The sequence below is a fragment of the Butyrivibrio sp. CB08 genome (genome assembly GCF_003625485.1).
Taxonomy (GTDB): domain Bacteria; phylum Bacillota; class Clostridia; order Lachnospirales; family Lachnospiraceae; genus Butyrivibrio.
This window is the reverse complement of record NZ_RAIR01000007.1, coordinates 13,579-33,310: the sequence shown is the minus strand read 5'-3', so window position 1 is coordinate 33,310 and position 19,732 is coordinate 13,579. Positions and strand designations below refer to the sequence as shown.

The 19,732-nt window shown below is 44.1% G+C and carries 14 protein-coding genes; 13 read left to right on the top strand and 1 reads right to left on the bottom strand.

The genetic code is table 11. From position 1 onward, the window contains the following. Positions 1-26: 26 nt before the first annotated feature. The 9 genes from D6855_RS12280 (at position 27) to D6855_RS12240 (ending at position 13,990) form a co-directional block, all read left to right on the top strand. The gene (locus D6855_RS12280; RefSeq protein ID WP_158589521.1) at positions 27-2,120 is read left to right on the top strand and encodes a CotH kinase family protein; all 2,094 of its coding nucleotides are present in this window, start codon (positions 27-29) and stop codon (positions 2,118-2,120) included. Positions 2,121-2,148: 28 nt separating this feature from the next. Beyond that, positions 2,149-3,888: a hypothetical protein gene (locus tag D6855_RS12275; protein WP_120741510.1), complete on the top strand. Its 1,740-nt coding sequence runs from the start codon at positions 2,149-2,151 to the stop codon at positions 3,886-3,888. Then, complete coding sequence (locus D6855_RS12270) at positions 3,848-5,548, top strand: ribonuclease J (protein WP_120741508.1); 1,701 nt, start codon at positions 3,848-3,850, stop codon at positions 5,546-5,548. Before D6855_RS12275 ends, D6855_RS12270 begins: the two co-directional genes overlap by 41 nt. Before the next feature lie 202 nt (positions 5,549-5,750). Continuing rightward, positions 5,751-7,202, top strand: coding sequence for an MBOAT family O-acyltransferase (locus tag D6855_RS12265; protein WP_120741506.1), 1,452 nt, complete (start codon positions 5,751-5,753; stop codon positions 7,200-7,202). 36 nt (positions 7,203-7,238) lie between these two features. Continuing rightward, the gene (locus D6855_RS12260) at positions 7,239-8,333 is read left to right on the top strand and encodes a hypothetical protein (protein WP_120741504.1); all 1,095 of its coding nucleotides are present in this window, start codon (positions 7,239-7,241) and stop codon (positions 8,331-8,333) included. A 105-nt stretch (positions 8,334-8,438) separates the two neighbouring features. Further along, on the top strand, positions 8,439-10,178 hold the full coding sequence (locus D6855_RS12255) for a phospho-sugar mutase (protein WP_120741502.1): 1,740 nt from the start codon (positions 8,439-8,441) through the stop codon (positions 10,176-10,178). Positions 10,179-10,232: 54 nt separating this feature from the next. Continuing rightward, positions 10,233-11,690: a glycosyltransferase family 2 protein gene (locus tag D6855_RS12250; RefSeq protein ID WP_120741500.1), complete on the top strand. Its 1,458-nt coding sequence runs from the start codon at positions 10,233-10,235 to the stop codon at positions 11,688-11,690. Positions 11,691-11,733: 43 nt separating this feature from the next. Next, positions 11,734-12,753 (top strand): glycosyltransferase family 2 protein, encoded by a 1,020-nt coding sequence (locus D6855_RS12245; RefSeq protein WP_120741498.1) that lies wholly within the window; start codon positions 11,734-11,736, stop codon positions 12,751-12,753. 31 nt (positions 12,754-12,784) lie between these two features. Next, on the top strand, positions 12,785-13,990 hold the full coding sequence (locus tag D6855_RS12240) for a protoporphyrinogen/coproporphyrinogen oxidase (protein ID WP_120741496.1): 1,206 nt from the start codon (positions 12,785-12,787) through the stop codon (positions 13,988-13,990). A 7-nt stretch (positions 13,991-13,997) separates the two neighbouring features. Here D6855_RS12240 and D6855_RS12235 read toward each other — a convergent pair whose 3' ends face one another. Then, positions 13,998-14,711, bottom strand: a complete 714-nt coding sequence (locus tag D6855_RS12235) for a glycosyltransferase (RefSeq protein WP_120741494.1) — start codon at positions 14,709-14,711, stop codon at positions 13,998-14,000. A 168-nt stretch (positions 14,712-14,879) separates the two neighbouring features. On the opposite strand from D6855_RS12235, the gene D6855_RS12230 reads away from it, so the two are divergent. The 4 genes from D6855_RS12230 (at position 14,880) to D6855_RS12215 (ending at position 19,486) form a co-directional block, all read left to right on the top strand. Further along, positions 14,880-16,286, top strand: coding sequence for an undecaprenyl-phosphate glucose phosphotransferase (locus tag D6855_RS12230; RefSeq protein WP_120741492.1), 1,407 nt, complete (start codon positions 14,880-14,882; stop codon positions 16,284-16,286). Between the two features lie 97 nt (positions 16,287-16,383). Then, positions 16,384-17,802, top strand: coding sequence for an LCP family protein (locus D6855_RS12225; RefSeq protein ID WP_120741490.1), 1,419 nt, complete (start codon positions 16,384-16,386; stop codon positions 17,800-17,802). Positions 17,803-17,900: 98 nt separating this feature from the next. Continuing rightward, positions 17,901-18,842: a glycosyltransferase family 2 protein gene (locus D6855_RS12220; RefSeq protein ID WP_120741488.1), complete on the top strand. Its 942-nt coding sequence runs from the start codon at positions 17,901-17,903 to the stop codon at positions 18,840-18,842. Beyond that, complete coding sequence (locus D6855_RS12215; RefSeq protein WP_120741486.1) at positions 18,833-19,486, top strand: GTP pyrophosphokinase; 654 nt, start codon at positions 18,833-18,835, stop codon at positions 19,484-19,486. The genes D6855_RS12220 and D6855_RS12215 overlap by 10 nt, the downstream gene beginning before the upstream one ends. The last annotated feature ends 246 nt before the right edge of the window (positions 19,487-19,732 follow it).

The following is a 19,732-nucleotide window of genomic DNA, read 5'->3' as shown; positions in this document are numbered from 1 at the left end:
CACAGAACACAGTTGGTGGTATATCGATGAGTAGTAAAAGACAAAGGATTATTATATGCCTGCTTTTTGTGGGCATTATGCTCTTTTTTATAGCCTATGTGTTTAGTGATAAGCATAAAGAGCCTTTCACAGAGCATGTTGTTAGTGAAGATGAATATCTGGCATTGATGGAGGATCGTATAGAAACCGATGAGTTTTTATACAGTATCTTTATGGACGGTCAGGAACTCATCTATGATAGCGAAGAAAATTTTTATCTGTACTCTGTTTCTGAGGGTGGGTTAGACTCTTTTAACCCATCCATTCAGATCAATTCTTATAGCAGCAGCGTTGATATCATGTTCTGTGAAAAAGAGATTTCGCAGGATCTCATGCTTCAAAATGAAAGCATGGATTTTATTGTCTATGACAAGACCAGATATCAGACAGCTCATCTTAAATTCACATCATTACCAGTTATGGCTATAGATACTGATGAAGAGATCCCCTATACAAGAGATGAGATCGGCATGCATATGAAGCTCTACGACAATGGTGCTGATGCCAAGGAGAAACTGTCAGTATCAGATGGATTTATTCATCGAAGGGGAAAGAGCAGTTTTATGAATCCCAAAGGGTCATATAAGTTGTCTCTTACCCGCAGTACAGCAAATAGTATACATAGCAATAGAATGTCTCTATTAGGGATGCCTTCTGATGATGATTGGATCCTTACTTCCATGTGCGCAGACGATGAGAGAGTACGAGACCTGTTTTGCACCAATTTATGGGCAGAGTCCTTTGCGTTGGACAACAGGGATAGTATCAATCTTGGAACAGAATTTAAATACATCGAGGTGTTTTTAAATGGCAGATACAGCGGAATTTATGCATTAGGATATAAACTCCGCAATGAGCAGATCGGAACTTCTGAAGAAAACAAAGACAGAGTTCTGTACTTCAAACAGGATCAGGTACCATATGCTCCATTTTATGTAAGTCAGTCCGGAAGTGTGAATAACTTTACTATAGAGAGCGGGCAGAAAGATGAGAGTTTTACGATGTTCAGAGACTTTTTGATCAAAGCTTATGAATGTCGTGATAACAAGGATGAATTGTACAGTCTCATTGACCTGGACAATATAGTTGATATCTTTTTATATATCAATTTTATTCAGGGAGTCGACAATACTTTCTGTAATCAGTATCTGCTTTTGGATAATCAGGATGGTAATTACAGACTGCTCTATGCTCCCTGGGATATGGATTATTCTTTTGGAAGATATTTCAGCGATGAGAGTGATCTCGGTGAAGCCTATGTTCTTTCACCAGAGGACATGTCACTTATCAATGCCGGCATTGTAGGAAACGTCATAAGAGTTGATCAGGAAGCTTTTTCTGAGAAGCTTAGAGAAAAATATCTTGGTATCAGAGCAACAACCTGGTCTGATGAACATATTGATGAACTGATAGGAATGTATGAAGATGAGTTGTTCTCTTCTGGGGCGTATCTAAGGGAGTGCGACAGATGGAAAATTGCTGATACGCAGATTAAGGAAGCAAGGCTTTCAAGATTCAGAAGCTTTGTACACGATCGTCTCCTGGCAATGGACAAGTTCGTTGAGAACCCTGACTATCAGTTCCTTGACGAGGAAGAGATCCTGACATTCGGATCAGCAGAGGCATATTCTGCTGCATATGGTATGTTTGAACGCCCTAATAACGTAAGACTGCTTCAGATAAATGATGCCAGAATGCTTGATTATAATTATTACATTGAATCTATGAATTCCCTTGGAGTTCCTGAAGATATGGTCAAGACTGATGGATCATTAAGAGACATTTTGTGTTCCTTTGGTGACACTGCATTTTACTGGGAAATACCTGAGGATACTGATGTTATCGTGATCGAAGGAGACGGTGGAGAGCCTATGAGTTCTGCGTCTTTCTTTTCCGGAGACGATGCCATTAGTCTTTCCCTGGGAAATCTTACATATCATCCGGATGAGAACGGCAATGGAACCTTTTTACTAGATGATGAAGTTATATACACTGATAATAACTCTTCTCAGGATTATAGTTTGAGAGTTTTCCTGTTCGATCCTGATAGTCTGGCTGTCAAGAGTATTGAAGAGTGGTAATTTTTTATTGGATTGGAAGGATTTGTAAATGATCAAAAAGAGATTAAAGCTACCTGTTATCATAGTTATTTCACTGATAGTCTGGATTTTGAGTATTAACTTTGGTGGATTGTACTATGAAGACAATGATGATATCGCAATGAATATGATCGCTGCTGGTGCATATGGTGATCCGGGATCACAGTACTTTCTTTGCAGTGGTATTATCATAGGCCATCTGGTAAAAGCCCTGTACTCTGTTTTTGGAAATGTTAATTGCTATCTGTGGACCGATCTTGTGATCAGCTTAATATCTGTAATCTCTATCGCTGTTGTCCTTTCAGATGAATTTGATCTATTGGGATCAGCAGTTATTACATTTTTAGTAAGTGTGTTCTTTGCAAGAGATTTTTATATCAGCATCCAGTTTTCCAAAAATGCTGCAATGTATGCCGGGGCAGGTTTTCTTTTAATGCTCAGCTTCATATACAGAGGCGGAAAAGATTTTGTGAGATTGTTTGTGGCATCTTTTCTGTTTTTGATCTCCTATTCTGTCCGCAAGGAAGGTTTCTTCTTTTTGCTACCGTTTGCCCTTGTGGCGCTTGCTGTAGTCCTGATTCCTGTTATAAAGTCTGAGAATCGCAGCAAGATTCTTTTGCCTCTGCTTATACCTCTTTTTGGAGTTCTCTTATCTCTTGGGGCTAACTACTATACCTATGCCCTTGATCCTGAGTGGAAAGAGTATTATGTGAGGGACAGGATCTATACTGATAAAAGAGATTTTGGAAATTATAACTTTGAATGGAATAAAGAAGAATATCTTGAAGCTGGATTTACAGAGTGGGATTTCAAGCTTTTGGATATGTGGTACTACAATGACGTAGATAATTTTTCTGTGGATAAGATCAAGCTCTTAAAAGAGATCGGTGAATCCACCAGGATTGATCGGATACGTCTTGAATCCGGTATTGTTAAAGACACCTTTGTGGTTATCCGTGACGCGTTCAAAGAGGGGCCCCTTGCTGCAGTCACTGTAATTGTCATTGTTCTGTCTGCTATCTATTGTATCAGGCGGAAAAAATACATTGAATTGTTAGGCATCCTTGTGCTCTCGGGCGGGATTTTCATGGAATGCTATTATCTGGCGAATATAAGAAGGCCGCTGTGGAGAGTGGAATATGGCTCCTGGCTTGCGGGCTTACTGATGGTTCTTGGAAGTGCAGTAATGCCTGATATGAAAATGATAATAGAGCATTTGAAGAGCTCTGGTTCAGCATCTGATAAGAATGAGAAGCCCATATGGAAAGCTCTTTGTGTATGCGCATCTGTTGCAACAGTTGTAGTTGTATTTATCTGGCAGGCTAAAACTCTGGACTATAGCTATGATAACTACGCATACTCAGATACTGATCGCTATGAACTGTTTCAGGCGATAAGCAAGGCTGATGGATTCTTTGTGGTAAGCCCTGATGATATGTTTGGCGGACTTAACGGAGCCAGAAATATCATGGAAATTGACAGGCGTTATGCAGGGCTTTACTCCAATGTTACTGCGGCAGGAGGATATGTAGTTCCTGCGCCAAATGGCATGTATTATGCTCATCAGCATGGAATAACCAATGCGTTTGGATCTCTGGCTGACAGGGATGATATGTACTATGTAGGTGGCGGCGAGAGAATGGGCTATCTGCTTATGTACATTAACGAAAAATATGGACCTGGAATAGATGTTAAAGAAGTAGCGTTTGATGGCTTTACTGCATGGAAGTACTTCAGAAGCGGGGAGTAAGATATACGTGGCAGAGAATATTAAGATCATTCCCCTTGGGGGATTTGACAAGATTGGCATGAATATGACTCTGATAGAGTCTGAGGATAGCATAATTGCTATCGACTGTGGTATGTCTTTTCCGCCTGACAATATGCCAGGAGTCTCTTCAGTGATTCCGGATGTGTCATACATTAAAGACAACATCGACAGATTCAAGGGATTTGTACTGACCCACGGCCACGAGGATCACATAGGTGCTCTTCCATATGTTATTAGTGACCTGAAAGTTCCTGTTTACGGAACGCCACTTACCATAGCAATGGTGGAAAAGAAATTTCGTGATTTCGGGATAAAGGGGATAAAGACCAAGGCCATAAAGACTGGAAATACTATTGTGGTTGGCGGGTTCAAAGTTGAATTTATCAAGACTGATCACAGTATTCCGGATTCTGCCATGCTGGCTATATATACAGCCCAGGGGACAATCATAAATACCGGAGATTTCAAGTTTGACATGACCCCTGTCGTTGGTACCAGTACTGACCTTTCAAGGCTTTCCGCCATTGGATCAAAAGGCGTGCTGGCGCTTCTTTCAGACAGTACCAATGCGTCTATGGAAGGCTTTTCCAGGTCTGAGTACTATGTACATGAGCAGCTGGACAGGTTTTTTAACAAGTATAAAGAAAACCGTCTGATCATTATCACCTTTGCCACCAATATTGACCGTGTTCAGCAGATCATCAACCTGGGCAAAAAATATGGCAGGAAGATCGTTCTGGATGGTCAGCTTTTACTTGATGTTTTTTCTATAGCTAAAAAACTGGGATATGTTGATGCCTATGAAGATGTGCTTATAGATGCAGACAGTATCAATGATTATAGAGACGGTGAGGTCATCTTCCTGACCACAGGTAATCACGGTGAGTCTGTACAGGCGATTTCTGAGATTGCCTCAGGCAGTCACTCTTTTATCAAGATAAAAGATGGTGACGTGGTGCTCTTTAGTTCGGTGGCGATCCAGGGATATGAGGTTGAGTTTAACCGCACTTTGAACAATCTTGAGGAAAGTGGGACCAGAGTGGAGTTTCAGGATCTCCATGCCACTGGCCATGCATGTTCCGGGGAGCTAAAGCTTCTTTTCAATATGCTCCACCCCAAGTTTGTCATACCAGCTCATGGAGATTACCGATTCAGACGAGAAGCTAAAAAGATAGCGGCTGAAGTGGGAATATCATCAGATAATATATTCCTTATAGACAATGGTGATATTGTTGAGGTGTCACAGGATAGTTGTAAGGTGACTGGCAGGGTACCGCTTGAGGAGATACTTATCGATGGTTATGAAAAGAGATCCATTGATAAGGCTATCATCAGAGACAGGCAGCAGCTTTCTGAATCTGGAATAGTTGTGGCAGAAGTCTGTGTGGACAAAAATTCCGGAAGGCTTGCTTCGGGGATAAAGCTTACCAGCAGGGGATTTTTGGACCACGAGAAATTTGATGAGCTCTCAAAAGATCTGGAAAAAGTAATATCAAAAGAGCTCTCAAGATTTATAGGACAAGGTGTTACTGATGAGAGGGTTACCCAGGGAATAAGTGAGGTTACAAAGAAATTCATTGCAGAAAAATCAGGTAAGACGCCTGTAGTCATTGCCCTGATTACTGAAGTGATGATATAATAATCTTTGTTGGGGAATTTGTTGCAATATACAGCGGAGACGCTAAGGCTTTTAGGATACAGATTATGTCACTTTATATCCAACTAAGTGAATAATCTGAATCATGAAAAGATTCGTATATATGTAGCAGAATATGAATCGAGGGCTTTTGGGCCTCTATTCATGTTCTGCTTTTTTATTTGTCAGAAAAGGAAGTTTTTAAATGACTTTACAGATAACAACAATAGCATTTTTGATCCTGATGATGGTCCTGTTTCACTTTACTCAGGGAAGCTATCGCAGATGGATACTGTTTTTTGGAAGCATGTTCTTTATCTACGTGGAGGGTGGAGTTCTTGGACTTGCTGCGATATTTGTGGCTACGCTCTTTACCTGGAAGGCTGGAAGAGCTCTTTTTACCCAAAAAGAAAGCGGTAAAACCGGAAAAGCAGTAATGGCTCTGAGTATAGCTGTTCTTGTACTGGTCCTCATCGGATGGAAGTATATTCCACATATGATGCGAAGCAGGGGAATCGATGTCAGCACTGGCATTTTGTCACTGCCGGTTCCGATCGGCCTTTCCTTTTACATATTCCAGAGCATCAGCTACATTGCTGACATTTATATGGGGAAGATAACTCCTTCAGTTGGACTTTTGAACTTTGCTCTTTACATGGTGTGGTTCCCAAAGTGGATGAGCGGACCAATTGAGAGGGCTGACTCTTTTATAAGTCAGCTTCAATATCAGGGCAATATCAGGAATTTCTCTTTTCACCGTATTACACATGCGGCTTCATATATTGTCTGGGGACTGGTGCTCAAGCTTCTCATAGCGGATAAGCTGGCAGTAGTGGTAGATACAGTATTTTCTGATATATCACTGTATGGCGCAGGAACACTGATACTGGCTTCACTGATGTACACGATCCAGATCTATTGCGATTTTGCGGGATATACAGATATTGCGATAGGTGTTTCCAAGCTCTTTGGAATAGATTTAACAAAGAACTTCAGGACACCTTACATGGCAGAAAACATTGTGGATTTCTGGAGAAGATGGCACATATCTCTAAGTAATTTCCTTAGGGACTACATCTACATTCCTCTTGGTGGAAACAGGAAGGGAATAGTCAGGAAGCACATCAATACAATAATTGTATTCCTGGTCTGCGGAATGTGGCATGGCGTAGGCCTTAGCTTTATTGTGTGGGGTATGATCCACGCAGTGCTTAATGTTTTGACAAGTATCTTGCAGAAGACCAGGCTTAACTATCTTGTAAAAGGGAATGTTGGAAGGGTGATAACCTTTTTATGTGTCTCTTTTGCCTGGATATTCTTCAGAGCTGACTCCCTTTCACAGGGAATGGAGTTTGTTAAGGGTATGATCCCTTTTGTTAATGCCAATTCATTTTTTGCTGGCATGCATATTGAAGGGGCAGCAATACTTGGGCTTAGGACCATGGACTGGTGGATCGCATGGATTACCATAGCCTTTATGACCTTCCAGGATGCGTACTCATACAAGAGAGATACCGTACCAGCAGTAGCTATGATCACTGGCCTTAGTGATAACAGAAGGCTCGTGCTTCTTACAGCGATCATGTCTCTGGTACTGATCTTTGGCCAGTATGGATCTGGCGCGGAGATCCGCGAATTTGTTTATATGAACTTCTAGCTCTTACTTGGAAAAGAGTTTTTACAGGGGATTGAAATGGATATAAGAAATGTAAAAAAGATAGCCGCCTGCCTTATCAGTCTGATGATGCTGGTGGGTACTATAGCTGTGTCGGACAGCCTTTTTAAAGATGTCAGCCAGCATGGCGTCATGCAGAGCATAAGCATCTATGACCAGCCAAAGAATACAATAGATGTTTTGTTTGTGGGATCAAGTCATGTGCACTGCGGCATAAATACCGCCAAGCTGTGGGAGGACTACGGAATTGCTGCTTATGACTATTCTTCAGCTGAGCAGCCACTTTGGATCACTTATCACTATATTATTGAGGCCTGCAAGACGCAGAAGCCCAAGGTGATTGTGCTGGATTTCTATTCAGCTGCAGCATTTCAGGAAGATTACAAGAACAAATATCTCTATCTGTCTGATTCACTGTACGGCTTCAAGTTTTCTTTTAACAAGCTGATGATGATGCATGACAGCTTTGACGGAAAGCGCGAGCTGTGGAACAAGTATTTCCCGGGATTCTTTGGATATCATGATCAGTATACAAGTGTGGAGCTTGGAGACTTTGGCAAGCTTTTTGAAAATTACGAAGATTTTAAGGGATTTGTGCCCCGCTTTGGTGTTGACCACTATGTGACTTACCCGGATTCTCTTTCAAATGGTGTTCTGCCTCCATCTGAGAAGTCCCAGAAGTTTCTTAAGAAGATCATCGATTACACAAAAAAGAATGGCATAGAGCTGTATATCACGGCTGTGCCCTATGCTCTCAACACTGAGATGGTTGAAGGCGTAGCGCAGCATGAGGATGAGAGATACAACTGGCTTGAACAGTATGTGGAAGAGCTTCAGGAAAACGGCAATGACCACATCTATTTTGATAATACCTTCAAGCATATTGAATCCTTTGGGCTAAATATGACTGAGGGAGATAATATGTATGACGCAGGCCATGTCAATTACTATGGAAGCTGCCTTGTTACAGATTTTTATGGATATGATCTTTTGGAGCGCTATGGCAGAGAACTCATACCTGATCACAGAGAGGACCCTGACTATGCAAGCTGGGACAGAAATGTTGAGATACTCAGGCAGGATGTTGATGAAGAAGGATGGGAGTGGCGCTGATATTTCTTTTGCCCGATGTGCAACTTAGAGCTTAATTATGGTATACTGTAAACGTCCGAGAAACCGTTTTCGGGCGTTTAATTGCGTTTATTAGGAGGAATTAGCATGAGTGAGGCAACTAAGCAGTTTGAGTATTGGTTAAACGACGACTATTTCGATGAGGAGACCAAACAGGAGCTCCTTGCCATCAGAAACAATGAGGCAGAGGTTGAGGATCGTTTCTACAGAGAGCTTGAGTTCGGTACTGGCGGACTTCGCGGAGTTATCGGCGCAGGTACCAACAGGATGAACAAGTACACTGTTCGTAAGGCTACTCAGGGTCTTGCAAACTACATCAAGAAAAATGGCGGTCCTGATGCAGCGAAAAAGGGTGTCGCAATCTCTTTTGACTGCAGAAAGTTCTCACCTGAATTTGCTGATGAAACTGCACTTTGTCTTGCAGCTAACGGCATCAAGGCTTACGTTTCAGATATTCTTCGCCCTACACCAGAGCTCTCTTTTGCACTTAGAGAGTTTGGATGTATCGCTGGCGTTATGGTAACTGCTTCACACAACCCTCCAGAATATAACGGCTACAAGGTTTACTGGCAGGACGGTGCCCAGGTTACACCACCTCACGACACCGGAATCATCAGCGAAGTTGTAGCTATCACTGATTATCACGATGTTAAGACCATGTCAAAAGAGGACGCCATCGCCCAGGGACTCTATGTGAGCTTTGGCGAGGAGATCGACGACAAGTACATGGTTGAGCTCAAAAAGCAGATCATCCACAAGGATGTTATCGATGAGATGGCTGACAAGTTCACCATCGTTTACACACCATTCCACGGCACAGGTAACCTTCCTGTAAGGCGAGTTCTCAAGGAGCTTGGCTTCAAGAACGTATTCGTTGTTCCTGAGCAGGAAGAGCCGGATCCAGAGTTCACAACTCTTGAGTATCCTAACCCTGAGGATCCTAAGGCCTTCGAACTTGCTCTTAAGCTGGCAAAAGAGAAGGATGCAGATATCGTACTTGCAACCGACCCTGATGCAGACAGACTTGGAATCTATGCCAAGGATCTTAAGACCGGAGAATATGTACCTTTCACAGGTAACATGTCCGGAATGCTGATCGGTGAGTACATCCTTAGCGAGCGCAAGGCTACAGGCACAATGCCAGAGAGACCTGCATTCGTTACTACAATCGTTACAACTAACATGGCTAAGGCAATTGCAGATGCTTACGGCCTTCACTATATCGAGGTTCTCACTGGATTCAAGTACATTGGTGAGCAGATCAAGATCTTCGAGGAGAACGGACAGTCTTACAACTACGTATTCGGCCTTGAGGAGTCCTATGGATGTCTAGCAGGAACTCACGCAAGAGACAAGGACGCTGTTGTTGCAGTTATGATGCTCTGTGAGCTTGCTGCTTTCTACAAGAAGCAGGGCAAGAGCGTTTGGGATGCTATGATCGACATCTACGAGAAGTACGGCTACTACAAGGAAGGCCAGTACTCCATCACCATGAAGGGCAAGGAAGGCGCTGAGCAGATCGCTGCACTTATGGACAGACTTAGGAGCAACCCTCCTAAGGAAGTTGGCGCATGGAAGGTAGAGGAGTTCAGGGATTACAAGACTGGTAAGACCGTGAACATGGCTACTGGAGCGGAAGGGTCCACAGGACTTCCTGTTTCCAATGTTCTGTATTTTGCTCTGGATAACGATGCATGGTGCTGTGCAAGACCATCCGGAACTGAGCCTAAGATCAAGTTCTACATGGGTGTTAAGGGAAAAGATCTTGCGGATGCCGCTAAGCTTCAGGACGAGCTTACAACAGCAGTTAAGGCTATTGTGGGATAAAGAGCCTGCTGGAGACAGCGATTAGCGCAAAATAAATTCTAGGCGGATTTTTACATGAGCATACGAAATGCGGTCACTAAGACAATTGCATACGCGAGGCGCAATGGTTATAGGGCCGCATTTTTTGCTGCTCTTGAAAGGCTCTCTCTGAACAGGAAGGAGAAGTATACCTTCGTTCCACTTTCAGAGGCTGTGATCAGGGAGCAGAAGCAGGAGTACAAGCTTCTGGCAGAATCGGGGTGCCTGCTGCGTTTCAGCATTGTGGTGCCTCTTTTTAATACATCGGAATTGTACCTGCGTGCCATGATTGAATCTGTTATCGCTCAGACCTACGGAAATTGGGAACTTGTACTTAGCGATGCATCTCTTATACCCGATGTGGGACGGATCGTGGCGGAGTACTCCAAGGACGATCCCCGAATAAAGTACGTGAAGCTTGATAAAAACGGCGGGATCTCTGACAACACCAATCCTGGAATCGAGAAGGCTACTGGTGATTACATCGGACTTCTTGATCACGATGATGTGCTGACTCCGGATGCACTCTATGAGATGAGCCGCGTTATCAGAAAGAGCATGCAGAGCTACAAGCTTGTGAAGTTCTCTGACTGTCCGGTGAGGCTGATCTATTCCGACGAAGATAAGTTTGACGATGTTAAGGGCAGGTACTACGAGTGCCACAAGAAGCCCTCTTTCAATATGGATTATCTCTTTTCCAATAACTATATCTGCCACTTCACCATGCTGAGGGCAGATGTGATAAAGAGACTTAAGCTCCGCAGCAAGTACGATGGAGCCCAGGACTATGACTTATTCCTACGGGCCTGCACAGAGAGCTGTCTGCAGATGCCTCTTGCGGCAAACCAGATCGTACACATAGACAAGGTACTGTACCACTGGAGATGCCATCAGGGATCAACGGCAGCTAATCCTGCCAGCAAGTCCTATGCATATGAGGCTGGACGCCTGGCACTGCAGGATGTTGCGGAACGATATGGAATGGCAGCTAAGGCGGCGCATTTGCAGCACGTTGGATTTTACAGGCTGGACTATGATGGGCTGGCAGGAGATGGCGCCAACACCAATGCTGATGGCGATGCAGCCTTCTTTAAATCCAGGCCGGATGTGGGATGCATCGGCGGTAAGATCCTTGATAAGAAAAATCGTATCTGCGGAGGAATGTACCGCAAGGATGGAACCCTGGCTTTTGCGGGACTCCCGGAAGGTTACAGCGGCGGACTCCAGCACAGAGCCGTGCTTCAGCAGGATTCCTACGCAGTTGATATCAGATGTATAGCAGTAAGAGATGACCTTGTACAGGCGTTTGAGGATGCTACAGGAATTAAATATGTGAACGGACTTACTGAGAGCGATGCTGGTGTCAATGCTGTGCTTGCGGCTCTCCCCCAGGAGGAAATCGTTAAGCTCTCCCTTAAGTTTGCAGCGGAGGTTCACAAGAGGGGCCTACGCGTAATGTGGGATCCAAAGTTCGTAACAAAATGCGCAAAGTAATCAGAGCCCGCCATTAACTGGCGGATTCAGAAAGGCTGAAAATATGCCAAAAGTTACAGTGGTAATACCTAACTACAATGGAATGAAGTTCATAGATGACTGCCTGAGGTCGCTAAAAAAGCAGACCTTCAGGGATTTTGATGTTATCGTGGTGGACAACGGATCAACGGATGGAAGTGCAGAGTTTGTAAGAGACAGGTGGTGTGCGGAGAATCCTTCAGCACAGACTGCTAAGGTAACTGGTGGCTCTCATCACTTCAAAGTGCAGCTCATCGCCCTTAAAGAGAACACTGGCTTTGCCAATGCCGTAAATATAGGCATTGAGGCTACACCCAGTGACTACATATTCCTGCTTAATAACGATGCATTCTGCGACGAGGGAGCAATTGAAAACCTTGTCAGGGTAATGGACGGCAAGAAAAGGCTCTTTTCCGCCCAGGCTAAGATGCTCCAGACCAAAGAACCCCATAACATCGACGACTGTGGAGATCTGTACTGTGCCCTTGGATGGGCTTTCACTCCGGGCAAGGATGCTGACAATGCGAAGTTCTGTCGCCGGGAATCTGTGACCAGCGCCTGCGCAGGAGCTGCGATGTACAGAAGAGAATACTTCGAGAGAGTGGGACTTTTTGACGCAGAGCATTTCTGCTATCTCGAGGATGTGGATATAGGCTACAGAGCCCGCCTTAAGGGTTACGCCAACGTCATGGAGCCAAAAGCTGTTGTGTACCACGCAGGAAGCGGAACCAGCGGCTCAAGATACAATGAATTTAAGGTTGAGCTCACAGCAGCCAATAACCTTTTCCTTATTTACAAGAACATGCCGGTTTTCCAGGTGATCATCAATGCACCGCTGATCCTGGCGGGAATTATCATCAAGCACGCATTCTATACCAGACACGGTCTTGGAAGGGCCCACATAAAGGGACTTCGATTAGGCTTTAAGAAGATCGTGGACTTTGCTGACCACAAGGTGGTATTTGGCAAGGTAGAATTCATAAATGCTTTCAGGCTTCAGATAGAGCTCTGGGTCAACTGCGCAAGGCGTGCGCTTTCAGTTTAAAACGCGATAAAAAGTATTTGAGAGGTTTTTAATGAAATATCTTATATTGGGTGCAGGCCCGGCAGGACTAACAGTAGCAAACAAACTATTACTAAGCGGCGAAGACAGCTTTCTGGTTTTGGAAAAAGAATCTGAGGCAGGTGGTCTTTGCAGATCTACAGATGTGGATGGATCACCTTTTGATATTGGCGGTGGACACTTTCTTGATGTAAGAAGACCTAAGGTCAATGAGTTTCTGTTTGGGTTCATGCCAGAAGAAGAGTGGGATCTTTATGATAGAAAGACCACACTTCATGTCAACGGAAATGTTATTGGTCAGCCTATAGAAGCTAATATCTGGCAGATGAAACTGGAGGATCAGGTGGAGTACCTGAAATCTATCGCAGTTGCAGGCTGTAATCTCGGAGAACCAATGCCAGAGAAGTTTGTGGACTGGATATATTGGAAGCTGGGAAAAAAGATAGCTGAAGATTATATGCTTCCATACAATCGTAAGATGTTTGGCAAGAACCTGGATGAACTGGGAACATACTGGCTTGAGAAGCTTCCAAATGTCAGCTTTGATGAGACTCTTTTGTCATGCCTTGAAAAGAAGCCCTATGGAAAAGATCCTGGACATACTCAGTTCTATTATCCCAAGAAGTATGGATATGGTGAGCTGTGGAAGAGAATGGCTGATAGCCTTGGGGACAGGATAGTGTATAACACGGCCATCAGCAGTATAGATTTTGACTCCCGCACAGTGACCAGCACAGAGGGTGAGAAATATACCGCCGACGTGATAATCACAACCATTCCATGGCTTGAGTTTGCTGATATCAGTGGCATGCCAGATGAACTGGTCAGGGATATAAAGCGACTAAAATACAGTTCTATACAGACGGAATATCATCCTGAGAATCTGGATACTGAATCCCAGTGGGTGTATTATCCTGATCCGAAGCTTTCGTACCACAGGATCCTGGTACGACATAACTTCTGCCCGGGCAGCAGGGGATACTGGACTGAGACCAATAAAGAGAGAATTGACGCAGTAAGTTCAAACGAGAACTTTAAGTATATGAATAAATACGCCTACCCATTAAACACAGTTGATAAACCGCAGATAATGGATAGGCTCCTTAAGTGGTCTTCAGAAAGAAGAGTATATGGACTCGGAAGATGGGGTGAACATCAGCATTACAACTCTGATGTCACCGTTGAAAAAGCGTTTGGTCTCTTTGAGTCCTTGAGCTAAGCAGTAGTTACTGAAGTGGCATAACCCTTTTTTCATTCTCTTTTAACATAAACAGTATTCGAAGCGCTTCAGTAACAGACTTGAACTTAAGGCTGGAACCACCTGCTGTGTAGTGAATGGGAACTTCAACAGTGCTTAGGTTCCTGCAATAATAGCGCATCTCTGTCTGATACATGTGTCCTGTTGAAAGGAAGTTGTCCAGGTTCATGCCTGAAAGGATGCTTGTTTTGAAAGCCTCAAAACCACTTGTCATATCTTTGAGTTTTGTTCCGAGAACAAGGTTGGATAAAATGGTTCCTCCTGAGCTGAGGATCTTTCTGTAGAGAGGATCGTTTTCCATTCCTGCTCCCTTTATGAATCTTGATCCCCATACACAGTCGTAGCCACGATCAAGGGCTTCGATAAACTGTGGGATCTCCTCAGGGAGATGGCTTCCGCCGCCATCCATTTCGATTATCTGTTCAGCTCCGTCTTCGATAGCTCTTTTAAATCCATATAAATAACAGCTGACAACTCCGCGGGATTTCTCGTGGAATATACATTTTACACGTCCTGTGTGTTCGTATGATTCAATTACTCCCTGGGTGTTGTCCTTGGAATAATTGTCGATTACTGGATAAACATAGAGGTTATCGTAGGGAAGGGCAAGAATTCTATCAAGAATATCACCCATTGTTGCTTCTTCATTGGCAACAGGCATAACAATAATAGTTTTTTTCATTTTTAGATCCTTAATTTCTTCTTATTTAATCTGGTTTTTTCAAAACCATCTTTATGTATTATACACAAGAAAGAATCATTGTAAAATCGTTTAGTAGCCACTATATTTGCCCATTGCAGAAAATTAGTATACAATATAAGCAACTATGGGAAAGTATGGAAAAGTATTGTGATCAAGGATAATCAGGTACATCTGAATAGGGCACACGTCATCGTGGACGGGCTACTTGTAGCTGGTTCCTACGCGTTGTCTTACTATCTCAAATTCGAATCCATATTTGCAGACAAGACTCCCGGTGGACGACTTCCACTCGAGGTTTACTTCTCTGCACTTTATTTTTTGGTTCCCTGCTATCTTCTTTTGTATTATATGGTCCAGCTCTACACATCCAGAAGGGCGCTGCGGCTCTGGGATGAGTTCGTGGACATAGTCCAGGGCAATATCATGGGCGTTATCGGGTTCCTGGTTATCTTGTATATCATCAACCAGCCAAACTTCTCCCGTTCCATGATCGCCATCTTCTTTGTGGTGAACACGACGCTGACGACAGTAGCGCACTGGTTCCTGCGAAAGTTCTTAAGGTTTATCAGGAAAAAAGGTTACAACATCAAACACATTTTGCTGGTGGGATATTCAAGGGCTGCAGAGGCCTACATCAGCAGGATTTTGGAAAACCCACAGTGGGGATATGAGATTGCAGGTGTCTTGGACGACTTCGTGCCTCTTGATACCAAGTATCACGGCATCAAGGTTATTGGCAAGATCGATGAGCTCAACAGCTATCTTGAGAACAACAATTACGACGAGATCACCATCACCCTTCCGCTGGATGATTACGACAGACTTGAGATGCTGGTTGCGGAGTGCGAGAAATCCGGTGTTCACACCAAGTTCATTCCGGACTACTCATCTCTTTTCCCAAGTAATCCGTACACTGAGGATGTTCAGGGCATTCCCGTTATCAACATCAGATATGTGCCACTGACCAATTCGATGAACAAGCTGGCCAAGAGAATCGTGGATATCGTGGGATCTCTTTTCGCTATTATTGTGTTCTCACCCATCATGCTGATCTCTGCCATTGCCATCAAGGCTACCAGCGAGGGACCTATTATCTACAAGCAGGAGCGTATTGGCTTAGGCGGCGTTCCATTTAATATGTACAAGTTCAGGACCATGAAGCTTCAGACAGAGGCTGAGGAAAAGAAAGGCTGGACCACCAAGGGGGATCCAAGAGTTACCAAGATTGGCGCCATCTTAAGGAAGACCAGTATCGATGAGATGCCTCAGTTCTTTAACATCTTCATTGGTCAGATGAGCCTCGTGGGACCGCGCCCTGAGAGACCTCAGTTCGTTGAGAAGTTTAAAGAGCAGATTCCACGCTACATGGTCAAGCATCAGGTTCGTCCGGGACTTACAGGCTGGGCTCAGATCAATGGTTACCGCGGAGATACTTCCATCCGCAAGCGTATCGACTACGATATCTACTATATTGAAAACTGGAGTATGGCTTTTGATTTCAAGATCCTTATAGGAACTATCAGGCACGGCTTCATAAATAAGAATGCGTATTGATAATTGCACTGATATGTGGCAAAATATATTGGTGCAATTTTGCATTTTATTAAATTTAGTATTAAAAGTTTGTTGGGATAAGAGGAGAAAAGGGATCATGTCAAATAGAGACGATGAGTACTACGAGAGAGATGAGAGAAGATCTTCTCGCAGACGTGACGACAGATACGACGATAGATACGACGACAGGTATGACGACAGATACGAGGACGACTACGACAGAGACGATAGACGTCCTGCAAGAAGAGATGGCGGAAGACCTGCAGCTGGTCGCAGTTCCAGAAGTGAGTACGACCGCGAGCCTGTAAGGAGCAGCAGAAACGGCTCTAGCAGAAACGGTTCAGGCCGTTCAAGCAGCGCCGGCTCCAGCAGAAATGGCGGACGTCCAAGCAGCTCTTCAAGAGGTTCAAGCTCACGTGGCGGCTCCCGTGGTGGAAACGGCCGCGGAGGCAATGGAGGCAAGAAAAAGAGCAGCACTAAGGCAATAGTTCTTTTGGTTGCTGAGGTACTTGTAGCATGCGTACTTGTGTATGTTGCTTACACACTGTTCTTCAAGGTAGACGTAACCAAGGTTGGTAAGGTTAACCTCAACGAGGAAGCTATCACCAAGTCAATCAGTGAGACAGTTGCCAACAACCAGGAGATGTCCGGATACACCAACATCGCACTCTTTGGTGTTGACTCCCGTGAGGAGGCGCTCACCAAGAACACAAGATCAGATACGATCATGATCGCATCTATCAACAATGCAACTGGTGATGTTAAGCTCTGCTCCGTATATCGTGATACATATCTTAACCTTTCTAATGATACTTACACCAAGTGTAACGCAGCTTACGCCCAGGGTGGTCCTGAGCAGGCTATCTCAATGCTTAACATGAACCTGGATATGGATATTCAGGACTTCGTTACAATTGGTTTCAGAGGACTTACAGAGGTTGTTGATGCTCTTGGTGGCGTTGAGATCGACGTTACAGACGCTGAGATCTCTCACCTTAACAACTACCAGTCCACAATGGCTCAGGAATTAAAGCTCAACTACGAGCCTGTAACAAGCGCTGGATTGCAGACACTGAACGGCCTTCAGGCAACAGCTTACTGCCGTATCAGATACACAGCAGGTGATGACTTCAAGCGTGCTGAGAGACAGAGAACTGTACTTATGGCCTGCATGGACAAGGCTAAGGGCATGAACTACTCACAGCTTGAGAATGTGGCTAACAAGGCATTTGGCCATATCTATACATCAATGGATCTTACAGAGGATATCCTTCCACTGCTTAAGAACCTCACTAACTACGAGATCGTTGATAACAACGGATTCCCTTACGAGGAGATGCGTGCAACAGGCACCATGGGTAAGGCAGGTAGCTGCGTACTTCCTAAGGATCTTCAGGGCAACGTTAAGTGGCTCCACCAGTTCCTGTTCGACGACGCCAACTACGAGGTTTCATCAGACGTTCAGAAATATTCAGACAAGATTGCAGCTGACGTTAGCAGATATCTTGGAAACTGACGATAGCTCTTTTGCCAAAAAGAGTCAGTTCCAAAATGTAGTATTCTATCAGGGCTGGGTTCACATTGAGCCTGGCCCTGTTTTACAAAGGTAACAAAATGAGCACAGTTGATGTCATTATTCCGACTTACAAACCGGATATATCTCTTTTCAGCCTGATCGATGACCTGGAGAAGCAGGCACTTGCTCCGGATCACATCATCCTCATGAACACTGAGGAGCGCTACTGGAAAGAGCTTCTTGATAAGGCGGGCAAGAATCCGCTTGAGAAGTACGACAACATCATATTAAGGCACGTGGACAAAAGAGATTTCGACCACGGCAATACCCGTAACCAGGGCGTTGAGCTTTCTAAGGCAGAGTTCTTTCTTATGATGACCCAGGATGCATTTCCAAGGGACAAGATGCTGATAAGCAGCCTGGTGAAGGCATTTGAAGACAGTGACGTTGCTGCAGCTTACGGACGACAGTACCCAAAGAGCGACTGTAACCTGGCTGAGAGATACGCCCGCAAGTTCAACTATCCAAACGAGACCATCAAGAAGACCCAAGGCGACGTGGACAGGCTTGGTATCAAGACTTACTTCTGCTCCAATGTCTGTGCTATGTACAGGCGCGAGATCTTCGATAAGCTTGGGGGATTCACTAAGAGGACCATTTTTAACGAAGATATGGTCTACGCTGGAACAGCCTGCCAGAACGGATACGCAATAATGTATGTTCCAGAGGCCGGTGTTATCCACTCCCACAACTACACTTACCTTCAGCAGTTCCACAGGAACTTCGACCTTGGGGTATCACAGATCGAGCATCCTGAGATCTTCGGAAACCTTAAGTCCGAGACTGAAGGCAAGAAGATGGTAAAAGAGACAATGGAGCACTTCAGGCGCATCGGTAAAGGATACCTTATTCCTGACTACGTTATCATGTGCGGCTTCAGATTTTTGGGATACAAGCTTGGCAGAAACTACAAAAAGCTTCCAAAGGGGCTGGTAAAGGCCTTAGCTTCTAATAAGGAGTATTTTTCAAAATGGAATTAGATTTATCAAATTTCGACGTTAAGCTTTCAGATGACATCAATTCCTGGGAGGAAGTAAACCTCCTTTATAACTCTGCCCTCAAGCAGATCCAGACCAAGATCGAGATCCTTAACGAGGAGTTCCAGGAGGTTCACAGGTATAACCCCATCGAGCACGTTAAGTCCCGTGTTAAGGCTCCTGAGAGCATCGTAAAAAAGCTTAAGAGGAACGGATACGAATCAACCATCGAGAACATGGTACGCTACGTCAATGACATTGCAGGCATTCGTATCATCTGTTCATTTACATCTGATATTTACAGGATTGCTGAGATGATCAGCAATCAGAAGGATATCCAGGTACTGACTGTCAAGGATTACATTATGAATCCCAAGCAGAGCGGATACAGGAGCTATCACATGATAGTATCCCTTCCGGTGTACCTGTCTGACCGTATAGTCAATGTTAAGGTGGAGATTCAGATAAGAACTGTTGCCATGGATTTTTGGGCTTCACTTGAGCACAAGATCCAGTACAAGTTCGAAGGTAAGGCGCCACAGCACATCAATTCAGAACTGTTTGAGTGTGCGTCCATGGTGGCGAACCTTGATGAGAAGATGCTTCAGCTTAATGATGAGATTCTGGCGGTAGAAGCTGGGGAGTGAGATAGCTCTTTTCCCCATTAATGAGGAGTGGGTAGGCACATCGCTGCACCTACCCTATTATGAAAAAATCTATCTTTCTAAATTAGCTAGCCGCCTTGCTTACGACTATGGTATTAATATACAAGGCAATTATGAACAAATTATGAACGACCGGTGAACAAAGGGTAAAATTGTCCAATAAAAATCTTTGAAACAATATAAACTTGTCTAATTTGCATAATAAATGATAAGCTTAATGGGATGTCA

What these genes read in the sequence shown, in the direction of transcription:
- D6855_RS12280 (WP_158589521.1), top strand. Translation starts at nt 27, where the DNA reads ATGAGTAGTAAAAGACAAAGGATTATTATATGCCTGCTTTTTGTGGGC.
- D6855_RS12275 (WP_120741510.1), top strand. Translation starts at nt 2,149, where the DNA reads ATGATCAAAAAGAGATTAAAGCTACCTGTTATCATAGTTATTTCACTG.
- D6855_RS12270 (WP_120741508.1), top strand. Translation starts at nt 3,848, where the DNA reads ATGGCTTTACTGCATGGAAGTACTTCAGAAGCGGGGAGTAAGATATAC.
- D6855_RS12265 (WP_120741506.1), top strand. Translation starts at nt 5,751, where the DNA reads ATGACTTTACAGATAACAACAATAGCATTTTTGATCCTGATGATGGTC.
- D6855_RS12260 (WP_120741504.1), top strand. Translation starts at nt 7,239, where the DNA reads ATGGATATAAGAAATGTAAAAAAGATAGCCGCCTGCCTTATCAGTCTG.
- D6855_RS12255 (WP_120741502.1), top strand. Translation starts at nt 8,439, where the DNA reads ATGAGTGAGGCAACTAAGCAGTTTGAGTATTGGTTAAACGACGACTAT.
- D6855_RS12250 (WP_120741500.1), top strand. Translation starts at nt 10,233, where the DNA reads ATGAGCATACGAAATGCGGTCACTAAGACAATTGCATACGCGAGGCGC.
- D6855_RS12245 (WP_120741498.1), top strand. Translation starts at nt 11,734, where the DNA reads ATGCCAAAAGTTACAGTGGTAATACCTAACTACAATGGAATGAAGTTC.
- D6855_RS12240 (WP_120741496.1), top strand. Translation starts at nt 12,785, where the DNA reads ATGAAATATCTTATATTGGGTGCAGGCCCGGCAGGACTAACAGTAGCA.
- D6855_RS12235 (WP_120741494.1), bottom strand. Translation starts at nt 14,711, where the DNA reads ATGAAAAAAACTATTATTGTTATGCCTGTTGCCAATGAAGAAGCAACA.
- D6855_RS12225 (WP_120741490.1), top strand. Translation starts at nt 16,384, where the DNA reads ATGTCAAATAGAGACGATGAGTACTACGAGAGAGATGAGAGAAGATCT.
- D6855_RS12220 (WP_120741488.1), top strand. Translation starts at nt 17,901, where the DNA reads ATGAGCACAGTTGATGTCATTATTCCGACTTACAAACCGGATATATCT.
- D6855_RS12215 (WP_120741486.1), top strand. Translation starts at nt 18,833, where the DNA reads ATGGAATTAGATTTATCAAATTTCGACGTTAAGCTTTCAGATGACATC.